General features: G+C 69.9%; 27 protein-coding genes. 17 read left to right on the top strand and 10 right to left on the bottom strand.

All coding sequences use genetic code 11. The features are described from left to right. Positions 1-43 precede the first annotated feature (43 nt). Positions 44-3,916 (top strand): DUF11 domain-containing protein, encoded by a 3,873-nt coding sequence (locus tag AUC47_RS01670; RefSeq protein ID WP_179297479.1) that lies wholly within the window; start codon positions 44-46, stop codon positions 3,914-3,916. Here the strand turns inward: AUC47_RS01670 and AUC47_RS01665 are convergent. From AUC47_RS01665 to AUC47_RS01655, 3 genes are read right to left on the bottom strand one after another with little or no spacing between them, the layout of a single operon-like run. Continuing rightward, positions 3,894-4,376, bottom strand: a complete 483-nt coding sequence (locus AUC47_RS01665) for a MarR family winged helix-turn-helix transcriptional regulator (RefSeq protein WP_096713504.1) — start codon at positions 4,374-4,376, stop codon at positions 3,894-3,896. The two genes, AUC47_RS01670 and AUC47_RS01665, sit on opposite strands and share 23 nt — an antisense overlap. Next, a complete protein-coding gene (locus AUC47_RS01660) occupies positions 4,376-5,035 on the bottom strand; it encodes a GTP cyclohydrolase II (RefSeq protein WP_096713503.1) in 660 nt (219 codons plus the stop codon). Before AUC47_RS01660 ends, AUC47_RS01665 begins: the two co-directional genes overlap by 1 nt. Before the next feature lie 27 nt (positions 5,036-5,062). Beyond that, positions 5,063-5,980 carry a DMT family transporter gene (locus tag AUC47_RS01655; RefSeq protein ID WP_256999397.1) on the bottom strand — a complete coding sequence of 306 codons (918 nt, stop codon included), beginning with the start codon at positions 5,978-5,980 and terminating at the stop codon, positions 5,063-5,065. Between the two features lie 113 nt (positions 5,981-6,093). Here AUC47_RS01655 and AUC47_RS01650 point away from each other — a divergent pair, with 113 nt between their 5' ends. Beyond that, positions 6,094-6,930, top strand: a complete 837-nt coding sequence (locus AUC47_RS01650; RefSeq protein ID WP_096713501.1) for a sulfurtransferase — start codon at positions 6,094-6,096, stop codon at positions 6,928-6,930. An 18-nt stretch (positions 6,931-6,948) separates the two neighbouring features. Here the strand turns inward: AUC47_RS01650 and AUC47_RS01645 are convergent, their stop codons facing one another. Further along, complete coding sequence (locus AUC47_RS01645; protein WP_096713500.1) at positions 6,949-7,857, bottom strand: helix-turn-helix domain-containing protein; 909 nt, start codon at positions 7,855-7,857, stop codon at positions 6,949-6,951. Positions 7,858-8,158: 301 nt separating this feature from the next. Here AUC47_RS01645 and AUC47_RS01640 point away from each other — a divergent pair, with 301 nt between their 5' ends. The 3 genes from AUC47_RS01640 (at position 8,159) to AUC47_RS01630 (ending at position 10,675) form a co-directional block, all read left to right on the top strand. After that, positions 8,159-8,797 carry an acyl-CoA synthetase gene (locus AUC47_RS01640; RefSeq protein WP_096713499.1) on the top strand — a complete coding sequence of 213 codons (639 nt, stop codon included), beginning with the start codon at positions 8,159-8,161 and terminating at the stop codon, positions 8,795-8,797. Further along, entirely contained in the window at positions 8,794-9,147 is a 354-nt protein-coding gene (locus AUC47_RS01635) for a hypothetical protein (protein WP_096713498.1), read from the top strand. The genes AUC47_RS01640 and AUC47_RS01635 overlap by 4 nt, the downstream gene beginning before the upstream one ends. Before the next feature lie 64 nt (positions 9,148-9,211). After that, a complete protein-coding gene (locus tag AUC47_RS01630) occupies positions 9,212-10,675 on the top strand; it encodes an MFS transporter (protein ID WP_179297478.1) in 1,464 nt (487 codons plus the stop codon). 80 nt (positions 10,676-10,755) lie between these two features. On the opposite strand, the gene purB is transcribed toward AUC47_RS01630, so the two are convergent. Together purB and AUC47_RS01620 are read right to left on the bottom strand one after the other, a co-directional pair. Next, the gene (gene purB / locus AUC47_RS01625; RefSeq protein ID WP_096713497.1) at positions 10,756-12,138 is read right to left on the bottom strand and encodes an adenylosuccinate lyase; all 1,383 of its coding nucleotides are present in this window, start codon (positions 12,136-12,138) and stop codon (positions 10,756-10,758) included. After that, the gene (locus AUC47_RS01620; protein ID WP_179297477.1) at positions 12,135-12,674 is read right to left on the bottom strand and encodes a low molecular weight protein-tyrosine-phosphatase; all 540 of its coding nucleotides are present in this window, start codon (positions 12,672-12,674) and stop codon (positions 12,135-12,137) included. The genes purB and AUC47_RS01620 overlap by 4 nt, the downstream gene beginning before the upstream one ends. A gap of 155 nt (positions 12,675-12,829) precedes the next feature. Here AUC47_RS01620 and AUC47_RS01615 point away from each other — a divergent pair, with 155 nt between their 5' ends. Both AUC47_RS01615 and AUC47_RS01610 read left to right on the top strand, forming a co-directional pair. Then, complete coding sequence (locus AUC47_RS01615) at positions 12,830-13,090, top strand: hypothetical protein (protein WP_096713496.1); 261 nt, start codon at positions 12,830-12,832, stop codon at positions 13,088-13,090. After that, on the top strand, positions 13,087-14,367 hold the full coding sequence (locus tag AUC47_RS01610; RefSeq protein ID WP_096713495.1) for a hypothetical protein: 1,281 nt from the start codon (positions 13,087-13,089) through the stop codon (positions 14,365-14,367). The genes AUC47_RS01615 and AUC47_RS01610 overlap by 4 nt, the downstream gene beginning before the upstream one ends. 17 nt (positions 14,368-14,384) lie before the next feature. Here the strand turns inward: AUC47_RS01610 and AUC47_RS01605 are convergent, their stop codons facing one another. Together AUC47_RS01605 and AUC47_RS01600 are read right to left on the bottom strand one after the other, a co-directional pair. After that, the gene (locus AUC47_RS01605) at positions 14,385-14,789 is read right to left on the bottom strand and encodes a phage holin family protein (RefSeq protein WP_096713494.1); all 405 of its coding nucleotides are present in this window, start codon (positions 14,787-14,789) and stop codon (positions 14,385-14,387) included. Positions 14,790-14,853: 64 nt separating this feature from the next. Continuing rightward, positions 14,854-15,048 carry a hypothetical protein gene (locus AUC47_RS01600; RefSeq protein WP_256999396.1) on the bottom strand — a complete coding sequence of 65 codons (195 nt, stop codon included), beginning with the start codon at positions 15,046-15,048 and terminating at the stop codon, positions 14,854-14,856. Between the two features lie 29 nt (positions 15,049-15,077). On the opposite strand from AUC47_RS01600, the gene AUC47_RS01595 reads away from it, so the two are divergent. The 6 genes from AUC47_RS01595 (at position 15,078) to AUC47_RS01570 (ending at position 20,463) form a co-directional block, all read left to right on the top strand. Continuing rightward, on the top strand, positions 15,078-16,145 hold the full coding sequence (locus tag AUC47_RS01595; RefSeq protein ID WP_096713493.1) for a histidinol-phosphate transaminase: 1,068 nt from the start codon (positions 15,078-15,080) through the stop codon (positions 16,143-16,145). A gap of 86 nt (positions 16,146-16,231) precedes the next feature. Beyond that, positions 16,232-17,359, top strand: coding sequence for a thiamine pyrophosphate-dependent dehydrogenase E1 component subunit alpha (locus tag AUC47_RS01590; protein WP_096713609.1), 1,128 nt, complete (start codon positions 16,232-16,234; stop codon positions 17,357-17,359). Positions 17,360-17,474: 115 nt separating this feature from the next. Then, complete coding sequence (locus AUC47_RS01585) at positions 17,475-18,455, top strand: alpha-ketoacid dehydrogenase subunit beta (protein WP_096713608.1); 981 nt, start codon at positions 17,475-17,477, stop codon at positions 18,453-18,455. Between the two features lie 53 nt (positions 18,456-18,508). Further along, positions 18,509-19,864: a dihydrolipoamide acetyltransferase family protein gene (locus tag AUC47_RS01580; protein WP_096713492.1), complete on the top strand. Its 1,356-nt coding sequence runs from the start codon at positions 18,509-18,511 to the stop codon at positions 19,862-19,864. A gap of 60 nt (positions 19,865-19,924) precedes the next feature. Beyond that, positions 19,925-20,167 (top strand): hypothetical protein, encoded by a 243-nt coding sequence (locus AUC47_RS01575; protein ID WP_096713491.1) that lies wholly within the window; start codon positions 19,925-19,927, stop codon positions 20,165-20,167. After that, entirely contained in the window at positions 20,164-20,463 is a 300-nt protein-coding gene (locus tag AUC47_RS01570; RefSeq protein WP_096713490.1) for a hypothetical protein, read from the top strand. The genes AUC47_RS01575 and AUC47_RS01570 overlap by 4 nt, the downstream gene beginning before the upstream one ends. A 5-nt stretch (positions 20,464-20,468) precedes the next feature. Here the strand turns inward: AUC47_RS01570 and AUC47_RS01565 are convergent, their stop codons facing one another. After that, on the bottom strand, positions 20,469-21,005 hold the full coding sequence (locus tag AUC47_RS01565) for a 2'-5' RNA ligase family protein (protein WP_096713489.1): 537 nt from the start codon (positions 21,003-21,005) through the stop codon (positions 20,469-20,471). A gap of 46 nt (positions 21,006-21,051) precedes the next feature. Here AUC47_RS01565 and AUC47_RS01560 point away from each other — a divergent pair, with 46 nt between their 5' ends. After that, positions 21,052-22,101 (top strand): dipeptidase, encoded by a 1,050-nt coding sequence (locus AUC47_RS01560; protein ID WP_096713488.1) that lies wholly within the window; start codon positions 21,052-21,054, stop codon positions 22,099-22,101. A gap of 133 nt (positions 22,102-22,234) precedes the next feature. On the opposite strand, the gene AUC47_RS01555 is transcribed toward AUC47_RS01560, so the two are convergent. Next, complete coding sequence (locus AUC47_RS01555) at positions 22,235-23,455, bottom strand: ROK family protein (RefSeq protein WP_096713487.1); 1,221 nt, start codon at positions 23,453-23,455, stop codon at positions 22,235-22,237. A 100-nt stretch (positions 23,456-23,555) separates the two neighbouring features. Here AUC47_RS01555 and AUC47_RS01550 point away from each other — a divergent pair, with 100 nt between their 5' ends. Genes AUC47_RS01550 through AUC47_RS01540 form a run of 3 tightly spaced genes read left to right on the top strand, consistent with a single transcriptional unit; the run spans position 23,556 to position 26,727 of the window. After that, positions 23,556-24,917, top strand: coding sequence for an ABC transporter substrate-binding protein (locus AUC47_RS01550; RefSeq protein WP_373557841.1), 1,362 nt, complete (start codon positions 23,556-23,558; stop codon positions 24,915-24,917). Continuing rightward, positions 24,914-25,849, top strand: coding sequence for a carbohydrate ABC transporter permease (locus tag AUC47_RS01545; protein ID WP_096713485.1), 936 nt, complete (start codon positions 24,914-24,916; stop codon positions 25,847-25,849). Before AUC47_RS01550 ends, AUC47_RS01545 begins: the two co-directional genes overlap by 4 nt. Next, positions 25,849-26,727 (top strand): carbohydrate ABC transporter permease, encoded by an 879-nt coding sequence (locus AUC47_RS01540; RefSeq protein WP_096713484.1) that lies wholly within the window; start codon positions 25,849-25,851, stop codon positions 26,725-26,727. The genes AUC47_RS01545 and AUC47_RS01540 overlap by 1 nt, the downstream gene beginning before the upstream one ends. Positions 26,728-26,738: the final 11 nt, after the last annotated feature.

The raw sequence follows: 26,738 nt of genomic DNA, 5'->3' as shown, positions 1-26,738 counted from the left end.
GAGAACGCGCAGCTGCTGGCGCAGTCGGATGCCGAGTGGCTGCGTGTCGACGAGATCGACGGGGTCCCGGTCGGCGACCCTCACCAATGCGGCAGCCGAACCGGGCGTCGGAGGCTTCGGCAAAGCAGGCGGCCTCGGCGACCTGACCACGCTGGCCGCGCTGCCGCCGGTCGAGATCGGCGACCGGGTGTGGCTCGACCTCGACGGCGACGGCGTGCAGGAGGCGGGGGAGGACCCGATCGCCGGCGTGACGGTACGGCTGTACGACACCGCGGGCGGGCTCGTCGCCACCGCGGTCACCGATGCGCAGGGCAACTATCGCTTCTCGTCGTCGCCCGGCGGCTCGACCGCGGCCGCGGTGTACGGGCTGCCGCTGACCCCGGACACGGACTACGAGATCCGGCTCGACAGAGCCGAGGACTACGCCGACGGCGGCTCGCTCGATGAGGTCGTGCCCACTCGAACGACCGCCGGCGGCGATCCGGCGGTCGATTCGAACGGGGTGCCGCAGAGCCCGTCGCTCATCACCGCGGCCGTGCGGACGCCCGGTCCGGGGTCGGCCGATCACACGTTCGACTTCGGTTTCACTCCGAACTACTCGCTCGGCAACCGCATCTGGTTCGACGACGGTCCGGGTGCGAGCACGAACAACGGGCGCTTCGACCCTGGGGAGGACCCGGTCGAGGGCGCGGTCGTCGAACTCCTCGACGGATCAGGCGACCCGGTGCGCGACGCCGACGGCGATCCGGTCACCGCGACGACGGACGCCGAGGGCTTCTACCGCTTCGACGGCCTCGCCCCGGGCACGTACCGGGTGCGCATCGCCGCCTCGAATTTCGCCGACGGAGAGGTGCTCGCCGACTGGGTCTCGTCGACCGGCGCGTCGACCGCCTTCGATGCGACAAGCAACAACGTCGACAAGGGGCAGGATGCCGCAGACCCGGCTGCCACCGGCATCGCCTCCGGCCCGATCGCGCTCGGCCCCGGCGTGACCGGAGAGGCGGACGGCGGCGGGGCCGGCGCCGGAGCCAACGGTCCGCGAGGCGACCGCTTCGACAACCTGACGGTCGACTTCGGGCTGGTGCAGCTGATCGACCTCACCCTCGACAAGGAGCTCACATCGGGTTCCGGTCCGTACCGGGTCGGCGATGAGGTGACGTTCCGACTGACACCGAGCAACAACGGGCCGGGCACGGCCGTATCGGGCTTCACGGTGTCCGATCGCCTCCCCGCGGGTCTGGAGTACCTCTCGGCGACCGGCACGGACTGGTCGTCCGCGACGGCGAACGGTCAGGAGATCACGCTGACGTGGCAGGGCGCGCCGCTCGCGGCGACCGCGGCGGCCGAGCCGATCACCGTGACGGCTCGCGTCACGAGCACGACGGCGGGTGACCTCGTCAACGTCGCGGCGGTCGAGCCGGCGCCGAACCAGCCGACGCCCGAGACCATCCCGGTCGGGAGCGCGCCCGACCGCTACGAGAACGGCGACCCGACCCCGTCTTCCGACAACCCGTCCAACAACGACGACCGGGCGATCGTTACGGTCGCGGCACCGACGCTGAGCCTCGGCAACCGTCTCTGGTTCGACACCGGTGCGGGGGCGAACACCGACGACGGCCGCTTCGACGACGGTGAGGATCCGGTCGTCGGAGCAGTCGTCGAGCTGCTCGACGCGGACGGCGACCCGGTGCTCCTGAACGGCGCCCCGGTCACCGCGACCACCGATGTGAACGGCTTCTACCGCTTCGACGGACTCGCCCCGGGACAGTACGTGGTGCGCGTCGCCGCCGAGAACTTCGCCGACGGCGGCCCGCTCGCGGCGCAGCTGTCGAGCACGGGAAGCAGCGCCGCGTTCGACAGCGGCTCGAACGACGCCGACAAGGGCGTCGATTCGCGCTTCCCCGCCAGCACCGGCATCAGCTCGGCCGTCATCACGCTGGCGCCGGGCGTCACGGGCGACGGGGATGACGGTGCCGCGGGCGCGGGGCAGCACGGTCCCTACGGCGACGGCTTCGACAATCTGACCGCCGACTTCGGGTTCGTCCCGGCGCTGTCGCTCGGAAATCGGCTGTGGTTCGACAGCGGCACCGGCGCGGGACAGGCGAACAACGGCGCGTACGACCCCGGCGAGGACCCGGTGGTCGGCGCGGTCGTCGAGCTCCTCGACGGCGCCGGCGAGGTCGTGCGCGATGCCGGCGGAGACCCGATCACCGCGACGACCGACGCAGACGGCTTCTACCGCTTCGACGGTCTGCCCACCGGCGACTACCGCGTGCGCGTGGCGGCGTCGAACTTCGAGGACGACGGGCCGCTGACGTCGTGGTTCTCATCGACGCCCACATCTACCGATACCTCGGCGAACAACCGCGACACGGGCGAGAACACGAGCGACCCCTCGGCGACGGGGGTGAGCTCCGGCGTGGTGACCCTCACCCGCACGAACCCGGTCGACGACGTCGACGCCGGCGCGACGGGCGCGGGCGCGCACGGACCGAACGGCGACGCCGCCGACCTGCTGACGGTCGACTTCGGCTTCACGCAGGCGTTCGCGGTCGGTGACCGCGTCTGGATCGACGACGACGGCGACGGCCGTCAGGACGACGGCGAGGCATCGGTCCCCGGAGCGCTCGTCACCCTGCGCGACGGCTCGGGCAACCCGGTCACCGACCTCGACGGTCAGCCGGTTCCGCCGGTGCGCACGAACGCGGACGGGAGGTACGTCTTCGACAATCTGCCGCCCGGAACATACACGGTCGCGTTCAGCGAGACGCCTCCCGGATTCCGGTTCACCACGCCGCGCCAGGGTGACGCTCCCGGCGACTCCGATCCGGACGTGAGCGGCATCACGCCGCCCTTCGAGGTGGGGCCTGGGCGCGTGAACACCACGGCGACCGAAGACGCCGACGGCGTCACGGTCGCGCGGCGCATCGATCGCACGATCGACGCCGGACTAGTACCGGTGCTCGCGGTCGGTGACTTCGTCTGGATCGATTCCGATCGCGACGGCAGGCAGGATCCGACTGAGGCGCCTGTCGCCGGTGTCACCGTGACCCTCGTCAACCCCGACGGGTCGCCGGCGGTCGACGCCGACGGCGCCCCCGTGCCGTCGGTGACGACCGATGCGAACGGCCACTATGTGTTCGACAACCTGCGCCAGGGCGACTACCGGGTGCGCTTCACGGATCTTCCCGCCGGCTACATGCCGACCATCCAGTCCGCGCCGGGCGTCTCGACCGCCGCGGACTCCAACCCCGACGCGACCGGTCTCACCCCGGTGTTCACGCTGTCCGGCGCGGGTACCGAGGTGCGACCGGTCACCGCGGCGGACGGGACGACGCGTGCCGTGCGGATCGACCCGACGATCGACCTCGGGATCGCGCAGCAGCTCTACGCCGTGTCGGACTTCGTCTGGTTCGACGCCGACCGCGACGGTCGACAGGATGCCGAAGAGAGGCCGGCCCCCGGCGTCACCGTGGCGCTGTTCACCGCGGACGGCACACCCGCCGTCGATTGGCGGGGCACCCCCGTGCCCGCCGTCAAGACGGATGCGGCCGGGCGCTACCTGTTCGACGGTCTCCCGCGCGGGAGCTACTACGTGCAGTTCTCCGACGTGCCGCGCGGGTTCGAGTTCACGCGTCAGGGCGCGGGCGGGGCTGAGGACTCCAACCCGAACCGCGCCGGACGAAGCCCGGTGTTCACGCTCGGCCCCGGGGCATCCGACATGCGGTTCGTGGTCGACGCCGACGGCACCCTCGTGGCCTCGTTCATCAACCCCACCATCGACGCCGGACTCGTCGAGATCGAACCCCCACTGCCCACCACGGGCGGAGCGGTGCCCTGGGTCGTCATCGTTCTCAGCCTCGTCCTCATCGGCGGTGGAGCGGGCCTGCTCGTCATCCGTCGCCGGAGGTCCTGAGGGAGAGCGCGTCGGTGACTCCGGGCAGCAGCTTGGTCGCGATGCGACCGAGCTGCTCCCGTTCCTCATAAGTCAGGGGATCGAGCACGAGCTCGCGGATCTGCGCGACGTGCACGGGCGCGGCATCCCGCAGCAGATCCCGACCCTCGGGGGTGAGGGCAGCCGTGAGCGTGCGCTTGTCCCGTCCGCAGGAGGTGCGGGTCACCCAGCCCCTGTCCTCCAGCACGTCCAGCGCATGGCTCAGGCGTGATCTGCTGAGCCCCGCGATCCCGGCGAGATCGGTCATCGTGATGGCCGCGGCATCCTCCCTCGCGAGCGAGACGAGGATCGCGTAATACGCGTGCTTGAGCCCGGTCTCCGCCTTGAGAGTGCGGTCGAGCACCTGGGGGAGCAGCTGCACGAGGCGGATCGTCGGCAGCCACGTCGCCATCTCGGCGTCGTCCAGCTGCCGGTCGCTCATCACGCCGCCGTCAGGTCGATGGTGTGCGAGGTGTGGTCGCGCTTGGCCTCGAGGTAGCGGTGGTTCGCCGTCGTCTCGTGCACGCCGGTGCGCACCTGCTCGACGACGTCGATGCCCATCGCGGCGAGCTGTGCGGCCTTGTCGGGGTTGTTGCTGAGCAGGCGGATGCGCCCGGCGCCCACCACCCGCAGCATCTGCGCGGCGACGGTGTAGTCCCGCTCGTCCTCGCCACGGCCGAGCGCGACGTTCGCCTCGTACGTGTCGAGGCCGGAGTCCTGCAGGGCATAGGCGTCGAGCTTGGCGTACAGGCCGATGCCGCGACCTTCCTGGCGCAGATAGAGGAGGAAACCGCCCTCGTCGGCGATCCGCTCCACGGCCTCGCGCAGCTGCGGTCCGCAGTCGCACCGCTCGGAGCCGAAGACGTCGCCCGTGAGGCACTCGCTGTGCGGGCGCACGAGAGGCGCATCGCCCCCGTCCGCCGAACGTTCGAGAGCGCCTCGCCAGTCGCCGAGTCCGAGCAGCAGGTGCTCGCGGCCGTCGGCGAGACCATCGAAGGTGACCACGTCCGCCGTCGTCGAGTAGCCGTCGCCGAAGCGCATCGGCACCCGCACGCGCGTCCGCTCGGTCGCGATCGGCACGACGGTTGAAGTTTCAATCATGTGGGGTGAAACGCCGACCCCGCGCTTCTATTCCCGCGAATCCGTCTCGGTTTCGCTCACCGCCGCGCGCCGCGGGCGCACGAGCTTCAGCTCGCTCGCGAGGATGCCGAGCACGACCAGCGCTCCGCCGAGCAGTGCGGTGACGGGCAGGCGCTCGCCGGCGACCCGACCGACGATCGCCGCCCAGACCGGCTCGCCCGCGTAGATGATGGTCGCGCGGGTGGGGGAGACCGACTTCTGCGCCCAGTTCATCGTGAGCTGGATGAGACAGCTCGCGGCTCCCAGACCGACCGCGCAGCCGACCCAGACCCAGGAGAACTCGGGCAGCGACTCGCCGACGACCGGCATGGTCAGCAGCCCCAGAAGACCGGCCGTGAGGAGCTGGACCACGGTGATCCGCCCGAGGTCGATGCGCCCGGCGAACAGCGAGATGAGGATGATCTCGGCTGCGATGGGCAGGGTGCTGATCATCGTGACGATCTCACCGCTGCCGAGCGACAGCGCGAACGCGTCAGGACCCGCGATGAGGACGAGGCCGACGAACGCGAGTCCCGCGCCGACGAAGGCCATGACCGGGGGACGCCGACGGAAGACCGCCCACTGCGCGAGCGGCACGAGCGGCACGTACATCGCCGTGATGAACGCGGACGTGCTGGAGTCGATCGTCTGCAGGCCGACGGTCTGCAGACCGTATCCGAGGTGGACCATCACGCCGATCGCGACTCCGGCGCCGATGTCGCGCCAGCGGATGCCGCGCAACGCACCCCGGAAGATCACGACGCTGATGGCGCCGGCGACGAGGAAGCGGATGCCGACGAAGAACCACGGCCCGGAATGCTGCATCGCCCAGTGCACGAGCAGGAACGTGCTGCCCCACACCGCGGTGATCGCGATGAGAGCGGTCTCCTGCGGGCGGAGCCGCATCCAGCGGAGTCGAGAGGGCATGCTGTCCCTTCCCGACGCGGCCGTCACGAGCCTACCGCCGCGGCGATGCGGCGAACGTGACGGCGTGTGGCGCCCGCGGCCCGACCCTGCCGTGCGCTGGGTAGCCTCGCATCATGAGCAACTTCGTGAGCGTCGCCGAACTGAACGAGCTGCGGACGTCAGGGGTGCCGGTGCGGGTGATCGACGTGCGCTGGCGGCTCGATCGGCCGGACGGCCGCGCCGACTACCTCGCGGGACACATCCCCGACGCGGTGTACGTGCCACTCGACACGGAGCTCTCGTCGCACGGCGAACCGGCCGACGGACGGCATCCGCTTCCGACGACGGCGCAGCTGCAGGATGCCGCGCGCCGCTGGGGTGTCCGCGACGGCGACGTCGTCGTCGCCTACGACGACGCGAAGGGCGTCGCCGCCGCGCGAGCCTGGTGGCTGCTGCGTCAGGCGGGTGTGGACGTGCGTGTGCTCGAAGGCGGGATCCGCGGGTGGCGCGACGCCGGGCACGACGTGACCACCGACGATGTGACGCCGGAGGCGGGGGATGTCACGCTCACGCCGATCGGCGCGGACGCGATCACGATCGACGAGGCGGCCGCGCTGCCGGCATCCGGAGTTCTGCTCGACGTGCGCGCGGGCGAGCGCTACCGCGGGGAGGTCGAGCCGCTCGACCCGCAGGCCGGCCACATCCCCGGCGCGGTCAACCTGCCGACCGTGCTTCACTTCGACTCCGCCGGACGCATCCTCGACCACGACACCGTGCGGGCGACCTTCGCCGCGGTGGGAGTGACCCCCGGCACGGCCGTCGCCGCCTACTGCGGATCGGGCATCACGGCCGCGCACACCGCCCTCGTGCTCGACGAGGTCGGGATCGAGGCCAAGGTGTTCCCGGGTTCGTGGAGCCAGTGGTCGAACACCCCCGGTCGCCCCGTCGCGGTGGGCGACCAGCCCGGCTGAGCGGGATCGCTCGGCCTATCACCGACCGTCGTCGTAGCTCCAGCTGAGACTGAGGGCGCCGGGGCCGAACCCGCGTCGGATCTGCGCCACCGACGTCCGTCCGCCGATCTCGGTCGTCGTCGTGGTGGTGCCCTGCGGATTGTCGACCCGCTCGGTGACGTGGTCGGGGATCGCGTCGGGATGGAAGCGCGTCCACACCAGCAGCTCTCGGCACTTCATCGCCACGGCATGGCCGGTCTCGCGCTGCGGCGGGTAGCCGGGCGGGTAGTCGACGGCCCACTCCACGATGGTCGTGTCGGGGGCGGCGAGCGGAGAGTCGAGCTCGAAAAGCACTCCGTGCACCTCGCCGTTCGGGTGCGAGTAGCGCGCCGCGATACGGCCGCCGGCGATCGCGGTGATGATCGGCGCCGGTGTCGGCTCTCCGGGCGTGAGCTCGAGAAAGGGGATCGAGCTGACGGTGCCCACCGTCGACTGCACGATGCTGCGGGTCTGGCAGTGCGCGACGTTGCCGGCGGCGTCGACGTCGGTCACCGAATGGGTCGTGAGCTCCCGCGCGGTGTCGGGGTACTCCGCGCCGAGTGCGGCGAAGGCGTCTCGCACCGACCGCTCGAGCTCCTGCTCGTTCATCGGGAACTGATTGGGACCGACCGGCCCGGTGCGGTTCGTCGCTCCCAGCCGCGCCGTCAGTTCGCCGGGCGCCAGATGCAGGAGCCGTTCGATCTCGGCGATCGCCGCGAGAGACTGCACTCCTTCGGGGCGTCGGCGACCCGAACGCCAGTAGCTGAGGGTCGCCATTGACACGCCGTTCCCGCGGGAGCGCAACATCTCGTGCAGGCGGGCGAGAGACAGTCCGCGGGCGTTGATGGCGTCTCTCAGGGCGCTGGAGAACTCCTCCGAAGAACGACGGATGCTTCTCTCGAAACTCATCACACCACCCCCACCGGTATGTGAACAACCGGCCCCTACAGTGAGCATACGACCACTCAGGCATCCCGAAGGGGACGAGGTGCTGTTTCTGGGGTCTACAGGGTTGCATCGAGGCAGGCAGGGTGCCCGACCTTGCACTCGATCGACTCGACGCGGTGCCGCCCCCGTCACTGCGTATCACGTGGGGCCTGACGATCGATCTGGGGAGATCCGTCAGGCCTCACGGACGCTCCCGGCCGTCCGCACCCGCTGCGCCCCGCGCGTAGACTGGGAGGAACCACCCGGAGGACTCTGGATCGTCATGTCTGCCCCTGCTCGCGCGTTCACCCCGCGCCACGTCCAACTGCTGCGCGCGCTCTTCGCCGCGGCGGCGGCTGTGATGATCACCTTCTCTCCGGATCACTCCGCGGCCATCGGCCTCTCGGTCTTCAGCGGGTTCGTGCTCACGTCCTCGCTCATCATGCTGCTCGCGGTCTGGCTCGTCTTCCCCGCCGGGCAGCGCTGGTCGTGGGTGGTGCTGGCCCTGCTCGGATTCGCCGCGGGCATGACCGCCGGCGTACCGGCCTGGCGCACCGAGGACCTCTTCTTCGTCGTGGTGATCGCCTGGGCTCTCGCGACCGGCGTCGTCGAGCTCATCGTCGGCCTGCGCGCCCGCCGCGCCGGTGAGACGACCGCCCGCGACTCGATCACGGTCGGTGCCTTCGGCATCCTGCTTGCGGTGCTGCTGCTGACCATCCCCGCCGGCTTCGTGCAGCCGTACGCCATCCAGGGCGCCGGCGAGTTCGAACTGACCGGCATCATCCTCGGCGTGGGCATGTTCGGCGGCTACGCGGCGATCATCGCCGTGTTCCTCGGCATCGCCGGCCTCACGCCGAATCGTGTGGAGCCCGCCGCCGTGGCATCCGCCCCCGCCCCGGTCGAGCACGGAGGTGACCGATGAGCGACGAGAAGCCCACCCGCCGCGACATCCTGCGACCCCTGCACCTGCTGGGCATCGCCCTCGCGTGCGGTGTCTTCGCCGCGATCGTGACGCTCGTGTCGACCGGTGCCTTCACCGCTCGTGTGAACACGGCGATCGCGAACGGCAGCTATGAGGGGCTGACGCCCATCGCGCTCGGCCTCGTCGTCGGCGGCGGCGCATTCATCGTGACGCTGCTGTTCCTGGCGATGCTGATCCTCGTGGTCGACCCCGCAGACGTGACGAAGACCGTCGACCGTCCGGTGCTCTACGACGCCGAACCAGACGCCGACGCCGACTCCGAAGGGCCGGCGAAGCGCTCCGAGTCCTGACGGCTCACCCGGGTTATTCGGGCCTCCGCGGAATATCGGGGATGCCGACGGGCTTGTCTCCAGGGTGACAGCCTCCATCGACCGCGCCTCCGTCGGACTCCGTTCGGAACGCGGACCGGTGCTCGGCGCGCTCATGCTGTCGACCGGGCTCATCGCGATCGACGCGACGATCCTGGCTACGGCGGTGCCGAGCATCGTGCGCGACCTCGGCAGCTACCAGCAGTTCCCGTGGCTGTTCTCGGTCTACCTGCTCGCGCAGGCCGTGAGCGTGCCGATCTACTCCCGCTTCGCCGACACGGTCGGACGCAAGCCCATCATCCTGCTCGGGATCGGGCTGTTCCTCGTCGGCTCGCTGCTCTCCGGCTTCGCGGGGAGCATGACCGCGCTCATCGTGTTCCGCATCGTGCAGGGTCTGGGAGCCGGAGCGGTCGCGCCCATGTCGATGACCATCGTCGGCGACATCTACACGGTCGCCGAACGCGCCAAGGTGCAGGGCTACATCGCCTCGGTGTGGGCGATCTCGTCGGTCGTCGGCCCCGCCCTCGGCGGGATCTTCGCGCAGCTCGACGCCTGGCGCTGGATCTTCTGGATCAACATCCCGCTCTGCCTGATCGCAGCCTGGATGCTGCTGCAGAAATATCACGAGCAGAAGCAGACCCAGCGGCATCGCATCGACTACGCGGGCGCCGCGCTGCTCACGGTCGGACTCACCGGACTCATCCTCGGGATGCTGGAGGGCGGCAACGCCTGGGACTGGATCTCCTGGCCGAGTGCCGTGTGCTTCGGGGTCGGTGCTGCGGCGCTCGTGGTGTTCGCGCTCGTCGAGCGCCGCGCCGCCGAGCCGATCGTCGACCTCCGGCTCGCGGCGAGGCCTCTCATCCTCACCACCACGATCGTCTCGCTCGGCATCGGCGCGCTCATGACCGGCGTCACGAGCTTCGCTCCCGCCTACCTCGAGGGGTCGATCGGCATCGCTCCGCTGCTGTCGGGCCTTGCCGTGGCCGCCTTGACGCTCGGCTGGCCGCTCGCCGCCGCGAACGCCGGACGTCTGTACCTGCGCATCGGATTCCGGCGCACCGCGCTCACCGGGCTCGGGATCACGGCTGTCGCCGCCGTGGCGCTGGCGGTCGTCTCGCCGTGGCCGAATCCGTTCGCGATCGCCGGCGTGGCGTTCGTGCTCGGCTTCGGGCTCGGCTGGAGCGCCGCGCCGACCCTCATCGCCGCGCAGGCCTCGGTCGGGTGGGGCGAGCGCGGGGCGGTCACCGGCATGAACGCGTTCGCGCGATCAGCCGGCAGCGCGCTCGGCGTCGCGGTGTTCGGAGCCATCTCCAACGCGGTGATCGCGCGGGGAGCGGGATCCGACGACCCCGCGACGATCGTGAACGCCTCGTTCTGGGTGTTCGTCGCTGCGGCGATCGTGGCGGTGCTGACTCTCGCCGCGGCGTTCTTCATGCCGCGCGACCCGGCGGGCGCCGTCGACGCCCCCGGTCAGCGACGGGACCCCGGGTCCGTCTCGGTTGGCACCTGATGCCGCAATCCCGAGCGGATTCCCGCATCAGGTGCCAGACGAACGCGTGAGAAACCCTGCGCCCGAGCCGAGCGCGTGACTCAGCGCGCGAGCTGCTCGGCGATGCCCGTGTACGTCGCAGGGGTGAGCGCCAGGAGGCGCTGCTTCGCGGCATCCCCGATCTCGAGCGTCTGGACGAAGGCGGCCAGATCCTCGGCGCCGACGCGGTGCCCGCGCGTGAGCTCCTTGAGCAGCGCGTACGGGTCCTGGATGGTGGAGCGACCGGCGACGACCTCCGCGCGGATCACGGTCTGGATGGCCTCGGCGAGCACCTCCCAGTTGACGTCGAGATCGGCCAGCAGCACGTCGCGCGACAGCGAGATCGCATTGAGTCCGCGGCGCAGGTTGTCGAGTGCGAGCAGCGAGTGCCCGAAGGCGACGCCGATGTTGCGCTGGGTCGTCGAATCGGTCAGGTCGCGCTGCAGACGGCTCGTGACGAGGGTCTGACCCAGCGACGCGAGCAGGGCACTCGAGATCTCGAGGTTCGCCTCGGCGTTCTCGAAGCGGATGGGGTTGATCTTATGCGGCATGGTCGACGACCCCGTTGCACCGGCCACGGGAATCTGCGCGAAGTAGCCGAGGGAGATGTACGTCCAGATGTCGGTCGCGAGGTTGTGCAGGATGCCGCCGGCGTGCCGCACCCGGTCGTAGAGCTCGACCTGCCAGTCGTGGGACTCGATCTGCGTCGTCAGCAGGTTGAATCCGAGCCCCAGACCCTCGATGTACTCCCGAGCGATGGTCGGCCAGTCGGCGTCGGGGTCGGCGGCGAGATGCGCCGACCAGGTTCCGGTCGCGCCCGAGAACTTCGCCAGATACTCGGATGCCGCGATCTGTCCGCGCACGCGCTCCAGACGCCACGCGAAGACGGCGAGTTCCTTGCCCATGGTCGAGGGCGTCGCGGGCTGGCCGTGCGTGCGCGAGAGCATCGCCGCATCGGCGTGGTCGGCCGCGAGCTCGCGCAGCTTCGCGATCACGGTGTCGAGAGCGGGCAGCCAGACCTCTTCGACAGCGCGCTTGACGGTGAGTGCGTAGGAGGCGGAGTTGATGTCCTCGCTCGTGCACGCGAAGTGCGTGAGCTCGGCGATGCGGTCGAGACCGAGCGAGCTGAGGCGATCGCGCACGAGGTACTCGATGGCCTTGACGTCGTGCTGGGTGACGGCCTCCTTCTCGGCGAGCCAGTCGATCTCGGCCTGACCGAAGTCGCGGTAGAGGGCGCGGAGGCGCTCCTTGTCGGCATCCGACAGCGGGCTCGTCTCGAACAGCGAGCGGTCGGTGAGGGCGATCAGCCACTCGACCTCGACCTCGACCCGCGCGCGGTTGAGTCCCGCCTCCGAGAGGAAGTCGGCGAGCCCGGTGACCGCAGTGCGGTAGCGGCCGTCGAGGGGGCTGAGGGGCTGCGGGGGGAGCGAGGGCGTGAAAGTCAGGGGAGTCCTCCTGATCGGGCCCCGATGCCTCGGGGCGAGCGGGGCTGGCGAAGAGCCGGCTCGAGCTGGCGGAACAGCCCGCGGGTCGCCGTCTCGATCATACCGAGCACCGAATCGAACATCTCGGGGCCGGCGTAGTACGGGTCTGGCACGTCGAGCGACGGTGCTGCGGGGTCGAAGGCGAGCAGCAGCGTGACCTTGCCCTCTTCGTCCTCATCGCGCGCCCACTCCCGCAGCACGCGCTCGTGGGTGCGGTCGAGCGCGACGACCAGATCGTTCTCCGCGAACGAGGCGTAGGTGAACTGCCTGGCCCGATGCTGCGACCCGTCGTAGTCGCGGCGCGCGAGGGCGTCGATCGTGCGGTGGTCGGCGCGCTCGCCCAGGTGCCAGTCGCCGGTACCAGCGCTGCGCGACACGATGCGCGAGCCGAGACCCTGGCGCTCTGCGAGATCGCGGAAGACCACCTCCGCCATCGGGGAGCGGCAGATGTTCCCCGTGCACACGAAGATCACGCGGAAGGGATCTTCGGACGTCACCGGTCCATTCTGCCCTCCGAGGGCTGATCGCGCGACGCCGGATGCCGCGGCCACGTGTTCTGCACCGCCCGCCTCCCCGACGACATGCTCACGGATGCCGGTCGCGGACGTGCGCTGCCGACGCGCGCGTCGCCGGAACAGCGGATGCTGAGGGCATGCTCTCCATCGCTCCCGCCGACACCCTGACCTCCGATGCGCTGTGGGTGCTGCTGCAGGCGCTCGCCGAGGTCGGTGTCGCGCGAGACGCCCTCGACGGCGCCGCCGGCGACGTGCTGGCGCTATCCCACGACGCCGAGTGGCGGTCGGACGGGGTGACGGCGCTCCGCGACACCCTGAGCGACCTCGCGACCCGGACGCGGATCGCTGCGGCCGACGCGGGGCTGCACGAGGCGCGGATCGCGAGCGTGACCGCGTGAGCGGGGCGGACATCGGCCACGGCGGGGCGATCTCGGTCGACCCCGACGCGCTGCGGGAGCTGGCGAACCGGATGGATGCCGCGGCGGTCGGCCACGACGAGGCGGCCCGGGTGCTGCGCAGCGCGTACGAGCGGATCGTCGACACCCCGGGACTCAGCGCCCTCGTCGACACGGTCGCGATGTGGGCACTCGGTCATCGCGCAGCGGTGCTGCACGGGGAATGCGTCGACGCGGCCGCGAGCACCCGGTTGATGGCCGACACCTACGAATACGTCGAGCTGCTCGTCGAGGCGCGGACGCGAGGCCTGGGCGCGGCCGGGGACGAAGCGCGCGCCGGGATGCGGCGGCTCGAGGAGTCCGATCCGCGGATCCCCGATCTCGCCCGCGGGCTGATCGAGCGGTGGGAGGACGAGCGGTTCGCTGGGTTGGTCACGCAGGTGCCGCTCGGCGGGCTCCTGGGCCCCGTCGGCGTCTTCCCGGCTCTCGTCGGCGCCGCGTCCGGGCGCGGCGTGATCACCCGCGGGTCCCGGCTGCGCGGGGCGGCGGACGCGGTCACGGTGAGCCCCGTGAAGACCGCGATGCCCTCAGCGGCCCCTTCGGGTCTCGCGGGTGCGCTGAATCGGATCCCCGAGAAGCGCGGAGCGCAGGTAGCGGTCGAGAAGTACTCGTTCGCGGGTGGCGTCGCGAAATACGTGGTGTACGTGAAGGGGACCCAGACGTTCGCCCCCGGCGACATGGGCGGGCCCGATCCATGGGACATGAAGTCGAACTTCCAGTTGTATGTCGGGCAGAACTCCGCCTCGTACGAGGCGACGCTCGCGGCGGTCGAGGCCGCCGGTGCGGAACCCGGAGACGAGGTGCGGATCGTCGCGCACTCGCAGGGAGGCATGATCGCATCGCACTTCGCGATGGAGAGCGCATACGACGTGCCCTTGGTCGTGACGGCGGGAAGCCCTGTCGACCCCACGCTCGACAGCGACCAGACCCTCGTGACGCTCGGCTACACCGACGACTCGGTGCGGGCGCTCGCGGGCGGGGGCTCGCCGGCTGGGACGGGCTCGCCGGACAGTGTCTCGGTCACCGCGGAGCACTCTCCGGGGTTCGCGCGGGGCGACTTCGGGGATCCGCATCTGCTCGCGTCGTACGTCGAACTCGCGGAGGATGCCGACGCCGCGGGAGACCCGCGAATCGAGAGCGTCGATCGGCTCTGGGGCGAACTCGACGACGCCGACGTGATCGAGCGCACCGAGTACCGCGCCGAACGGGTGATTCCCTGAGGTCGGCGTTGGTCGAGTCAGTCCCGGCGGGACTTACGGCGCTGCGGACGCAGGATGAAGCCGAAGATGCCGTTGATCACCGAGATGATGAGTGCGGCGACCACACCCCACCAGAACGAGCCGACCGTGAGGCCCCAGCCGAAGCCGCTCGTGATCCAGGCGGTGAGCCACAGCAGGAAGCCGTTGATCACGAACCCGATGAGCCCGAACGTGATGATGTACAGCGGGAACGCGACGATCTTGACGACCGTGCCGATGATCGTATTCACCAGCGCGAAGATCGCGGCGACGGCCAGCAGGGTCAGCACGAGCTGCAGCGTCTCTCCCGGAGGGAACGCCGTGACCGTGACCTGCAGAGCGGGGATCAGCGTGACGACCCAGAGGGCGAACGCGTTGACGACGACTCGGATGATGAAGCGCATGGTCAGGCCAGTCTCGCACGAGGGTGCGCGGATGTCAGGTGGAGCCGGAGGGGCGGATCGTCGCTCACTGGGATCGGATGTGCGCCGCGATGATCGTCGCGATCTGGTCGAGGTCGATTCGGCTCTGTGCGACATCGAGCACGAAGTCGAAAGCCTCGTCATTCGTGAAGGTCAGCTCGAACCCGTTCATGCGGATGAAGATGAAGGTCAGGACGAGCGAGATTCTCTTGTCCCCGTCGAAGAGCGCGATCGTGGTCACCAGAGCCCTGTGGATCCTAGAGTGGTGCTGTGACCGACCCGATCCTCCCGCGCATCCGCCCCGCCATCGCCGCCCTCGCGCCGTATCGACAGGGCAAGCAGGCCGGACCCGACGCGTTCAAGCTCTCGAGCAACGAGAACCCCTTCGATCCGCTCCCCTCGGTCGCCGAGGCCCTGCAGCACACGACCCCGGTCAACCGCTACCCCGACGCGACCGCGCTGCGCCTCCGCGAGCGCCTGGGCGCCCGGTACGGAGTCGACCCCGATCAGGTGCACGTCGCGGCGGGCAGCGTGTCGATCCTGCACCAGCTGATCCTGGCCACGGCCTCCGTCGGCGACGAGGTCGTCTACGCGTGGCGCTCCTTCGAGGCGTACCCGAGTCTCCCGCTCGTCGCCGGTGCGACCGGCGTTCAGGTTCCGCTCACCGCCGACGCGCGTCATGATCTGGACGCCATGGCCGATGCCGTCACCGACCGCACCCGCGCGGTGATCCTCTGCACGCCCAACAACCCCACGGGTCCGATCATCACGCGCGCCGAGTTCGCCCGCTTCATCGATCGGGTGCCGGCGGATGTCCTCGTCATCCTCGACGAGGCGTACGCGGAGTTCGTCACCGACGAGAACGCGATCGACGGTCTCGCCGAGCGCGTGTTCGAGCAGCATCCGAACGTCGTCGTGCTGCGCACGTTCTCCAAGGCCTACGGTCTCGCCGGCCTGCGGGTCGGCTATGCCATCGGCAACGAGAAGGTGCTGGACGCGGCGCGCACCACCGGCATCCCGCTGTCCGTCACGTCGGCAGCGGAGAACGCCGCCATCGCGAGCCTGGATGCCGAGTCCGAGCTCTTGGAGCGCGTCGCCGTGCTGGTCGAGCGCCGCACCCGGCTCCTCGACGGTCTGCGGGCGCAGGGGTGGGACATCCCGGATTCCCAGGCCAACTTCGTCTGGCTCCCCACGGGCGCGGAGACGGATGCCGCGGCTGCCGCCTTCGCCGAGAACGACCTCGTCGTCCGTCCGTTCTCGGGCGACGGCATCCGCATCTCGGTGGGCGAGGAGGCGTCGGTCGATCGCGTGCTCGCGGTCGCCGCCATCCTGCGCTGACCGGCCTTTTCTTCGGATTCCCGGCAGTTACGAGGGCGTCCTAGGTATACGTGACCTGGCATGCGGGCGCGGGTAGCGTGGACCGCGTGAGTACCCCCGAGACCCCCCTCGTGCGTGTCCTTGACGCCGACGGCAGCTTCGCCCCGAGCCCGGCAGCCGAGCAGTATCTGCCTCTCATCGAGGCGATCAGCGACGCCGAGCTCGAGCAGTTCTACCGAGACATGGTCGTCATCCGGGCGATCGACACCCAGGCGACGAACCTGCAGCGGCAGGGCCAGCTCGCCCTATGGCCGCCGAGCCGCGGACAGGAGGCCGCTCAGGTCGGCTCCGGCCGGGCAGCCCGCGCGCAGGACACGATCTTCCCGTCGTACCGCGAGCACGTCGTCGCCCGAATCCGGGGCGTCGACCCCGTCGACATCATCAAGCTCATGCGCGGCGTCTCGCATGGCGGTTGGGATCCGACCGACCCGAAGAACGGCAACACCCGCCTCTACACGCTGGTGCTCGGCTCGCAGACCCTGCACGCCGCCGGCTACGCGATGGGACTCTCGTTCGACGGCCGCACCGCGACGGGCGACCCCGACCGTGACGAAGCCGTCATCGTCTACTACGGCGACGGCGCCTCCAGTCAGGGCGACGTGCACGAGGCCATGGTCTTCGCCGCGAGCTACCAGGCTCCGACCGTGTTCTTCCTGCAGAACAACCACTGGGCGATCTCCGTTCCCGTGACGACGCAGTCCCGAGTGCCGCTCGTCGAGCGCAGCGCCGGCTACGGCATCCCGAGCGTGCGCGTCGACGGCAACGATGTGCTCGCCAGCTACGCCGTCTCGCGGGTCGCGCTCGACGAGGCGCGCGCCGGCGGCGGACCCCGCGCCATCGAGGCGGTCACCTACCGCCTCGGCGCTCACACCACGAGCGACGACCCGACGAAGTACCGCGGCTCCGACGAGGAGGAGTCGTGGGCCCTGAGGGACCCGATCGTGCGCATGAGGGCGTTCCTGGAGAACCGCGGTGCGTCGGCGCAGTTCTTCGCCGACACGGATGCCGAGGCGGCCGACGCCGCGGAGGACCTGCGTGCCCGCACGGTCGAGCTCGGACCGCCCAGCGCCGACAAGATGTTCGACCACGTGTACAGCGACCCGCATCCGCTCATCGCGGAGCAGAAGGCGTGGCGCGCCCGGTACGAGGCGTCGTTCGAGGGAGGGCAGGCATGACCCGGTCCGCGCAACTTCTGCGGCCTTCGGCACTCTCTGCGGCCTCTGCACGCAGCCGAGGCCGCAGAACCTGCTCATGGCCGCAGAACTTCACGACGTCGAGGACGGTGCAGGCATGACTCTCGAGACGATGCCGTTCAGCAAGGCGCTGAATGCCGGTCTGCGCAAGGCGATGGAGGACGACCCGAAGGTCCTGCTCATGGGGGAGGACATCGGCAGGCTCGGTGGCGTGTTCCGCGTGACCGAGCACCTCCAGCGCGACTTCGGCGACCGGCGCGTGCTCGACACCCCGCTCGCCGAGTCGGGCATCGTCGGCACGGCGATCGGCCTGGCCATGACGGGATTCCGCCCCGTGATCGAGATCCAGTTCGACGGGTTCGTGTTCCCGGCGTTCGACCAGATCACGACGCAGCTCGCCAAGCTCACCAACCGTCACGAGGGTGCGCTGAGCCTGCCGATCGTGATCCGCATCCCGTACGGCGGGCACATCGGCGCGGTCGAGCACCACCAGGAGAGCCCCGAGGCGTACTTCACGCACACCCCCGGTCTGCGGGTGGTGTCGCCGTCGACGCCGAACGACGCGTACTGGATGATCCAGGAGGCCATCGCGTCGAACGACCCGGTGATCTTCATGGAGCCCAAGAGTCGCTACTGGCCCAAGGGCGAGGTGGAGCTGGATGCCTCCGCCGCGCCGTTGCACGCCTCGCGCGTGGTGCGCACCGGGTCCGACGTCACGCTCGTCGGGCATGGCGCGATGGTGACGACGCTGCTGCAGGCGGCCGCGCTCGCCGAGGGCGAGGGCACGAGCTGCGAGGTGGTCGACGTGCGGTCGCTGTCTCCGATCGACTACGAGCCGATCCTCGGGTCGGTGCGCAAGACCGGACGCATGGTCTACGCGCAGGAGGCGCAGGGCTTCACGAGCCTCGGCTCGGAGGTCGCGGCGACCGTCATGGAGCGCGCTTTCTACGCACTCGAAGCCCCCGTGCTGCGGGTGTCGGGGTACGACACACCCTTCCCGCCCGCGAAGCTCGAGGGCGCGTACCTGCCGGATGCCGACCGCATCCTCGAAGCCGTCGACCGTTCCCTGGCCTACTGACGACCCTGGTCGTTGAGCGAGCGCAGCGAGACGAAACGCAGTAAGGATCAATCATGAGCACGCAGAACTTCACCCTTCCCGACGTGGGCGAGGGCCTGACCGAGGCCGAGATCGTCGCGTGGAAGGTCGCGCCCGGCGACACCGTCGCGATCAACGACGTGATCTGCGAGATCGAGACGGCGAAGTCTCTCGTCGAGCTGCCCTCGCCGCACGCCGGTGTCGTCGGTGAGCTGCTGGTCGCCGAGGGGGAGACGGTCGAGGTCGGCTCGCCGATCATCACCTTCGTGACGGATGCGCGCGACGACGCCGGCCCCGGCGTGATCGCGACGGCCGAGGCTCCCGCTCCTGAAGAGGGGGGCGGCTCCGTGCTCGTCGGCTACGGCTCCGGGGGTGGTGCGACCTCGCGTCGCAAGCGCCCGGCGGAGCGCCCGGTGCGCTCGTCGGTGGGCGTGATCGCGAAGCCGCCGATCCGCAAGCTCGCCCGCGACCTGGGCGTCGACCTGACGACCGTCACCCCGACCGGCGCCGACGGCGAGGTCACCCGCGACGACGTCGTGAAGCACGCCGAGCAGGCGAGCGTGTTCCGCAACATCCAGACCCCCGAGTGGGGCGACGTGCGCGAGGAGACCGTCCCCGCTCCGCAGCCGCCCCCGGCCGGGCTCGCCCGCGGGGTGGCGCCGGCTGCGGCATCCTCTCCGGCATCCGACGATCGCACCGAGTCCATCCCGGTCAAGGGCGTGCGCAAGGCGACGTCGTCGGCGATGGTGCAGAGCGCGTACTCGGCCCCGCACGTCACCGTGTGGAAGGACGTCGACGCGACCCGCACCATGGAGCTGGTAAAGCGGCTGAAGGCGTCGCCCGACTACGCCGACATCCGTGTCTCGCCGCTGCTGATCGTGGCGCGCGCCGTGATCTGGGCGGCCCGCCGCACGCCGATGGTCAACGCCGCCTGGATCGAGACCGAGAATGGCGCCGAGATCGCGGTGCGCCACTACGTCAATCTCGGCATCGCCGCGGCGACCCCGCGCGGCCTGCTCGTGCCCAACATCAAGGACGCGCAGGATCTCAGCATGAAGGACCTGGCCAGGGCTCTGAACCGGCTCACCGTCACGGCACGGGAGGGCAAGACCACGCCGGCCGACCAGCAGCACGGAACCATCACGATCACCAACATCGGCGTCTTCGGGATGGATGCTGGAACGCCGATCATCAACCCCGGCGAGGCCGGGATCGTGGCGATGGGGACGATCAGTCAGAAGCCGTGGGTCGTGGACGGCGAGGTCCGCCCGCGCTGGGTCACGACGGTCGCCGGCTCGTTCGACCACCGCGTCGTGGACGGCGACGGCATGAGCCGCTTCATCGCGGATGTCGCGAGCGTGCTGGAGGAGCCCGCGCTGCTCGTCGAGTGATCTGTCACGGCACTCACGCCGTGCACTACTCTCGGGGGAATCGCGAGAGGGGCACCCTGGATGAGCTATCGGTCACACCGCGCGGGGCTCATCGTCGTCCGCGTCGTCCTCCCGTGCTGGACGCTCCTGATCGGCGCGTTCCTCCTGTGGTTCGGTGTCACGCTGCATTCCCGAGCGCCCGGCGATGCGTGGGTGATCATCGCGCTGAGCGCTCTCGTCATCGCCGCCTCGATCGTGACGCTGTGGTGGCTGAATCGACGCGCACCCGCGGCGCGGTCCACGAGAGCGGGGCGGAACGGATGATCGAGGGCCGAGGCGGCTCCGACGAGAATGCGCTCAGGAGGCGGCTGCAGGAGGTAGAAGCTGAGCACGCCGAGCTGTTGCGCAACTCGATGGGTGCCGCGACCATCGGCAATCCGGAGTTGATCGGACGCTCGAAGGAACTCGAGAGAGAGGCCGACGAACTCCGAGCACGACTCGGGGAGGAGTCCAGATCCCCTGCGGCGGCCTTGATGCGAAGTCAGGTGACCGGGTGGCTCGCCCTCGTCGGCGCAGTGATCGCGATCATCGCCGGCGTCGCTCTCCTGACACCGCGTTGACTCTGTCACCGACCGAGGTCGGCCAGCACGGTGGTGATCCCGGCATCCCCATCCCAGCGCCGCACGACGCCGGCCCGTCCGCGAATATCCCCGCCGACGCAGTCGAGCGCAGCGGGCAGATCGGCGACGCGGATGCGACGCGCGAGGGCGACGTGCGGCATCCATTCGCCGTGTCCGGTGTGGGGCGCGTCCTCGACGGGGCCGGCGGCCGACAGCACGACGTCGCGCAGTGCCAGCAGCTCGGCCGTCGGCACCACGCTGCGCGCCAGCACGCGCCGCTCGCCGCTGCCGAAGAGCAGCGGAGCCCCGAGCGTGATCGGGAAACCCGTCATCGCGGCGAAGATCTGCGCGGCCACTGGCGCGAGACCGACTCGCGCCACGAGCGTGATGTGCGGCCGGTTGCTCGCGGCCGTGTGCGCCGCGAGGCTCGACACCCCGAGGGCGGCGAGGGCCTCCCACTCCGCCCTGACCGCGGCCTCGGTCTCGGGGTCGAGCAGCAGCTCGATCGCTGAGGCGGAGCGCCGCGGCTCGTGATCTGGCACGGTCCGATTATCCCGCCGCGGGCGCCGGTGCCCCTAGCCTCGACCTATGACCGACTCACCGCTGACCGATTCATCGCCGGCCGGACTCATCGACGGCCACAACGACCTGCCCTGGGCGGCGCGCGCCCGCGCCGGCTACTCCGTCGAGGGGCTGGATGACGGCGCCCCGTCCGCATTCCAGACCGATCTGCCTCGGATGCAGCAGGGCGGCGTTCTCGGGCAGTTCTGGTCGGTCTACGCGGAAGACGAGCCGGGCGTGGATGCCGTGCAGTACACCCTGGAGCAGATCGACTTCGTCCACCGCCTCGTGCGCCGATACCCGGACCGACTCGCGCTCGCGCACACGGCCGCCGACGTCGAACGCGCCGCGCGAGAGGGACGGATCGCCAGTCTGCTCGGCGCGGAGGGCGGCCACAGCATCGGCGGATCGCTCGCGACGCTGCGGATGCTCGCGCGGCTCGGCGTGCGGTACATGACGCTCACGCACAACAACAACACGCCCTGGGCCGACTCCGCGACCGATGAACCTCAGCACCACGGGCTGAGCCAGTTCGGCGAGTCGGTGGTGCGCGAGATGAACGCCCTCGGCATGCTCGTCGATCTCTCACACGTGTCGGAGGCGACGATGGACCACGCGCTGCGCGTCACCGACTCGCCCGTCATCTTCAGCCACTCGTCGTGCCGGGCGGTCACGGATCATCCGCGAAACGTGCCCGACGGCATCCTGCAGCGACTCGAGGGCAACGGCGGCGTGATCATGGTCTCGTTCGTGCCCGTCTTCGTCTCGCGGGACTGGGCCGACTGGTTCGCGGCCGGACAGGAGGGCGACGCCCCGCCGGTGACCATCGACCACGTCGTCGCACACCTCGACCACGCCCGTGAGGTCGCCGGCATCGAGCACGTCGGCATCGGCAGCGACTTCGACGGGTTCGACCACTTCCCCGAGGGGCTCGGCGACGTCTCGGGATTCGCGCGACTGCGCGAGGCCCTGTCGGCGTCGGGATGGTCGGAGGCCGACATCGACAAGGTGTGGTCGGGCAACATCCTGCGGGTACTGCGCGCCACGGACGAGCGGTTCGCCGCGCAGCTGTCCTAGCCGCGCCGGGGCGCGATTACGGAAACCCCAGAGGGCTGTGAAGTCCGACGGCGTGTCGCGACACGACGCGCCGACGCGGCATCCGAACGTCTCCGTTCTCCGTAACCGAGCAGCGGATGCCGAGCCGGGCAGCCTACGCGCGGGCGGCGAGCCGACGCTCGGCCAGCAGCGGCACGGCACGCTCGCGCGCCGCTCGCCGTGCCGTCGCGACGGCGCCGATCGAGACGACCTCGGCGCCCAGCGACGAGGCGAGGATCTCGGGTGCGGGGAGGTGCAACTGTGCGGGGAGAACCTCGCGCGCCGCCGCGAGCACGGGCTCGATGCTCTCGGCGACGGCGCCGCACACCACGACCCGAGCCGGGTCGTACATGCTGCCGAGCACGCCGACGATGCGGGCGAGGGTCTCGCCGACCCGCGCGGTCGCGAGCAGGGCGTCGGGATCGCCGGACGCCGCGGCCATGAGCACGATCCGCGGATCGACCTGCTCGGCATCCGCCAGGCGACCGATCGCCGTGTCGTGTGCGATCTCGCCGCTGTCGACGGCCGCGCGCACCTGGTCCTGCAGCGCATAGCGCAGCCCGACCGCCGAGCCGACGCCGATGATGTGGTCGAACACGACGCCCTCGCCGACCCCGCCGTGCGCGCCGTGCAGCACGTGTCCGTCGACGACGACCCCGCCGCCGAAACGCTCGCTCGCGAGGAGGGCGACGTAATCGCGGCATCCGATCGCCGCGCCCGACGACCCCTCGGCGATCGCGGCGAGTTGCGCGTCGTTCTTGACCTCGACGACGCGCGTCCAGTCGGAGAGGGCCGCGGCGAGGCCGGGATTGGTGCGCTCCCAGAAGCCGTCGGGATGCGGGGGAGAGATTCCGTTGCGGTTCACCGGCGCCGCCACCCCGACGCAGATCGCGAGGATGTCGTCGCGCACGGCATCCGCTTCCTCCAGCGCCCGCGTCATCTGCCCCAGGATCGTGTCGCGCCGGGCACGAGCGGACTGCGAGGAGTCCAGGGCGGTGCGGTGGTGCACGAGGGTGCGGTCGAGCACGTCGGCGACCGTCACGGTGAGGTGGCTGTCACCCGCGTCGACGCCGATCACGACACCCAGGTCGGGGGCGAGCGCGAACCGGCGGGCGGGGCGGCCGGAGCGGTACGCGCCGGCGGCGCGGGCATTCGGCAGCTCCCGCAGCACGTCGGCGCCCAGCAGGGTGTCGATCGCGTCGATGGTCGTCGACCGGGTGAGCGACGTACCCGCCATCGCCTCGGTGGCGGTGAACTCGCCGGCGGTCCAGGCGAAGTCGAGCACGGCGGCGACGCTCGCGCGTCCCGTCCCCAGCCCCGCCGACACTTCCGCCACGGTCTTGACCTCCCGTCGTCCAAATGAGACAGTACCTCTTGACGGAGTAAATTCGCTCACTAGATTTAGTGTGCGCATCTACAGCGATGGAAGGACGACGGTGTCTGGGAAACGAACACGCGCGCTGCGGATGACCGCGGGGGCTCTCGGGCTCACCCTGGTCGGAGCCGCCCTCACGAGCTGCGCCGCCGGAGACGGGGCGGAGACCATCCGCTTCACCTTCAGCAAGCGCGAGGCCATCGAGTTCATGACCGAGCTCGTGGCCGAGTACAACGCCTCGCAGGACAAGGTGAAGGTCGAGATCGACACGTCGGGCGTCGACGTCGTCTCGGCGAGTTTCGTGCGCGGCAACCCGCCCGACATCATGCTCGCCAACTACAACTACGAGGTCGCCCGATTCGTGCAGCGCTGCGCGCTCAGCGACCTCTCCGAGACCGAGGCCGCGGGGAGCATCCGCGACGACCTGCAGCCGCTGATGGAGCAGTACGGCTCGTGCGAGGGTCGTACCAGCGCGCTGCCCTACTCGGTGATGGCGGCATCCGTCATCTACAACAAGCAGATCTTCGACGAGCAGGGCCTCGAGGTGCCGCAGACCTGGGAGGAGCTGCTCGCGGTGTGCGACCAGCTCAAGGCAGCCGGCATCGACCCCTTCTACGCCACCTTCAAGGACGACTGGACCGTCGCCCAGGGCTGGTACGACTACACGGCCGGCGGCTCGCTCGACGTGATCGAGTTCTTCGACGCGATGGCCGAGGAGGGCGCCGACGTTGGCGCCGGGTCGGACGTCTCGTTCGAGAAGGACTTCGCCGAGCCCATGGACCGCATGATGCAGCTCGCGACGGAGTACACCAACGAGGATGCCGCGAGCCGCGCCTACGGCGACGGCAACCTCGCCTTCGCGAACGGCGAGGCGGCCATGTACCTGCAGGGGCCGTGGGCGTTCAGCGAGATCGCGAAGACCTCGCCCGACCTCGACCTCGGCACGTTCCCGCTGCCGATGACCGACGACCCCGCCGACCTCGGCGTGCGCGTCAACATGGACCTCGCCGCGATGATCCCCGAGGAGTCTCAGCACAAGGAGGCCGCCCGCGACTTCCTCGAGTACCTCTTCCTTCCCGAGAACATCGAGGAGTACAACGCCTCACAGCTCGGGTTCACCCCGACGAAGGACGCGCCGGCGCCCGACGATCCGCGCATCGAGGGCATGGTGGAGTACTACCAGAACGGCCAGATCTACCAGGGCCCGTCGGTGCTGGTGCCGCGCACGCTTCCGGTCTTCAATTACGCGCAGGCGATGGTGCTCGGGCAGTCGACCGAGGCGACGCTGAAGACGATGGATGCCGACTGGGCCCGCATCGCGTTCCGCGCGCCCATCCCCAAGACCGGCGACGCCGCCGCATCCGGCGACGCCGCCGCATCCGGCGACTCCGCATCCGGCGAGACAGAGGAGTCCACGCCATGACCACCACGACCACCCGACCGCCCACGAGCACGACGACGATCCTCACCGGTGAAGCGCGAAAGGTCCGTCGTCACACGAAGCGCGTCGAGCCGATCTACTACCTGTTCCTGCTGCCGACCCTGGTGATCTTCACGCTCGCGATCACGGTGCCGGGCGTGATGGGCATCTTCTTCAGCTTCACCGATTCGATCGGACTGGGCGAGTGGAGCTTCAACGGCTTCACGAACTACGTCGCCATGTTCAGCGACCCGTCGATCCTGCAGAGCTACCTCTTCACGTTCGGCTTCTCGATCGCGACCGTGATCGTCGTCAACGTGATCGCGTTCCTGCTGGCGGTGGGGCTGACCTCCCGCATCCGCTTCAAGACCGGATTGCGCACGATCTTCGTGATCCCGATGGTGATCTCGGGCATCATCATCGCCTACGTCTTCAACTTCCTGTTCTCGAACTCGATCCCCGCGGCCGGCGCCGCGACCGGCATCCCGTGGCTCGAGACGAGCCTGCTCGCGAACCCCGACCTCGCGTGGATCGCGATCGTGATCGTGACCGCGTGGCAGGCCACGCCCGGGACGCTGCTCATCTACATCGCCGGTCTGCTGTCGGTTCCGGGCGAGGTCTACGAGGCGGCGAGCATCGACGGCGCCAGCAAGGCGCAGCAGCTCACCCGCATCACGATCCCGCTGGTCGCCGGCTACGTGGTGATCAACGTGATCCTCGGGTTCAAGGGCTTCCTCAACGCCTACGACATCATCGTCGGCCTCACCAACGGCGGTCCGGGAACCGCCACCCGCAGCGTCGCGATGACCATCATCGCGGGCTTCAACGGCGGCGACTACGCCTACCAGATGGCCAATGCGACCATCTTCTTCATCGTCGCCGTGCTCATCTCCCTCCTCCAGCTCTCGCTGACGCGCGGAAGGAACGCACTCTGATGTCGACGCAGACACTCACCACCGTCACCGCCGACGGGAAGAAGCCCCGCACGAAGATGGAGCGGGTCAACTGGTCGGGCACCATCATCCTCATCCTCTGCGCGGTCACCGTGCTGCTGCCGCTGTACGTCACCATCTCGATGGCGTTCAAGACGACAGGGCAGGCCGTCGACGGCAACGCGTTCTCGCTCCCGGCCCCGTTCAGCATCGACGGCTTCGTGGAGGCATGGAACCTCACGAAGTTCCCGGTCGGCGCGGGCATCTCGCTGCTGGTCACCGCCGGCACCGTGATCGCGACGATCGTTCTCGCGGCCTGGGCGTCGTACGCCATCGTGCGCAACTGGGACCACAAGCTGTTCCGCTGGTCGTTCTTCTACCTGCTCGCGGCGATGTTCATCCCGTTCCCCGTCGTCGCCCTGCCGCAGATCCAGCTCACGGGCCGCGTCGGCCTCGACAACCCGTTCGGCGTGATCATCCTCGCGACGATGTTCCAGCTCAGCTTCAGCGTGCTGCTCTTCACCGCGTTCCTACGCTCGATCCCGATCGAGCTCGAGGAGAGCGCCCGCATCGACGGCGCGACGACCTGGCAGACGTTCTGGCGGCTGATCTTCCCGCTGCTCGCCCCGATGAGCGCGACCGTCGGAATCTTCGCGTTCCTGTACGCCTGGAACGACTTCATGATGCCGTCGCTCATCATCTCCGACCCGGCCCTGCAGACGCTGCCGGTGCGGCAGAACCTCTTTCAGAACCAGTTCAGCAACAACTACAACGTCGCCTTCGCGTCGTACCTCATGGCCATGGCCCCTGCGATCCTCGCGTATCTGTTCACGCAGCGCTTCGTGATGGAGGGCGTGACGCAGGGCGCCGTCAAGGGCTGACGCGAACCACC

It is taken from the genome of Microbacterium sp. SZ1 (assembly GCF_002362255.1).
Taxonomy (GTDB): Bacteria; Actinomycetota; Actinomycetes; order Actinomycetales; family Microbacteriaceae; genus Microbacterium.
The sequence above is the reverse complement of the archived record's forward strand: the minus strand, read 5'-3'. Positions and strand labels throughout refer to the sequence as shown.